A 1487-nucleotide genomic window follows, 5' to 3' on the forward strand; every position below is an offset into this window, starting at 1 on the left:
ACCTCATGACCAACCCCGCCATCCTCTGGGGCGCGGACGGCAAAGAGATTCCCGAAGGCATCCTGGACGCGATGGTCACCACCACCATCGCGATGCACGACCTCAAGCGCACCAAGAAAGACGCCATCCGCAACTCGCGCAAGGGTTCGGTCTACATCGTCAAGCCCAAGATGCACGGCCCACGCGAGGTGGCGTTTGCCGCCGAGCTGTTCAGCCGAGTGGAAAAGGTGCTGGGCCTGAAGGACAGCACGGTCAAGCTCGGCATCATGGACGAAGAGCGCCGCACCAGCGTCAACTTGGCCGCCTGTATCGAAGCCGCCTCCAGCCGCGTGGCCTTCATCAACACCGGCTTCCTGGACCGCACCGGCGACGAGATGCACACCGCCATGCTGGCCGGCCCCATGATCCGCAAGGGCGACATGAAAACCAGCGCCTGGATCCAGGCCTACGAGCGCAACAACGTGCTGGTGGGCCTGAACTGCGGCCTGCGCGGCAAGGCCCAGATCGGCAAGGGCATGTGGGCCATGCCCGACCTGATGGCCGACATGCTCAAGGTCAAGATCGGTCACCCCAAATCCGGCGCCAACACCGCCTGGGTACCCAGCCCCACCGGCGCCACCCTGCACGCCCTGCACTACCACCAGGTGCTGGTGTCCGACGTGCAGAAGGACATGGAAAAGATCGACTTCAACACCGAGCGCGACAACCTGCTCACCGGTCTGCTGACCATCCCCGTGAGCGCCAACCCCAACTGGAGCGCGGCCGAGAAACAGCAGGAGCTGGACAACAACGCCCAGGGCATTCTGGGCTACGTGGTGCGCTGGGTCGATCAGGGCGTGGGCTGCTCCAAGGTGCCCGACATCCACAACGTGGGCCTGATGGAAGACCGTGCCACGCTGCGCATCTCCAGCCAGCACATTGCCAACTGGTTGCACCACGGTGTGGTCAGCGAAGCACAAGTCCACAAGACCTTCAAGCGCATGGCCGCCGTGGTCGACGGGCAAAACGCCGGTGATCCGTTGTACAAAAAAATGGCGGGCAACTTCGCCAAGAGTAAGGCCTACCAGGCCGCACTCGATCTCGTGTTCAAGGGCAAGGAACAACCCAGCGGCTACACCGAGCCGCTGCTGCATGCGTGGCGCTTGAAGGTGAAAGCGGCGGGCTGATCACGGCATTCACTCAAAACGGCGCCTTCGGGCGCCGTTTTTCATGGCCCTGTTGGGTAACATGCACCCCACACGCCGGCCGGCCCCAGACCGGCGTTTCCCGTTCCCACAAAGCCCACATGCCCCAAGCCAAGCTCACGCTCGCCCGCCTCGAAAGCCTGTTGATGACCGCCTGCGACGCGCTGCGCGGGAACATGGACGCCAGCGAGTACAAGGAATACATATTCGGCATCCTGTTCCTCAAGCGGGCCAGCGACCTGTTTGACCAGCGGCAAGCCGAAATCCGCCAACAAGCCCAGGCCGACGGTCTGACCGAGGAGA

The 1487-nt window shown here is 63.3% G+C and carries 2 protein-coding genes; both read left to right on the top strand.

What is annotated here, in order from left to right:
• Positions 1–1166: malate synthase G (locus ABYB95_RS23370; RefSeq protein ID WP_372662728.1), on the top strand; the 1166-nt coding region annotated here is incomplete at its 5' end.
• 119 nt (positions 1167–1285) lie between these two features.
• On the top strand, positions 1286–1487 hold a 202-nt coding region (locus ABYB95_RS23375; protein ID WP_372662732.1), incomplete at its 3' end, for a type I restriction-modification system subunit M N-terminal domain-containing protein.

Source organism: Hydrogenophaga sp., from assembly GCF_041633695.1.
In the GTDB taxonomy this organism is placed as follows: Bacteria; Pseudomonadota; Gammaproteobacteria; order Burkholderiales; family Burkholderiaceae_C; genus Hydrogenophaga.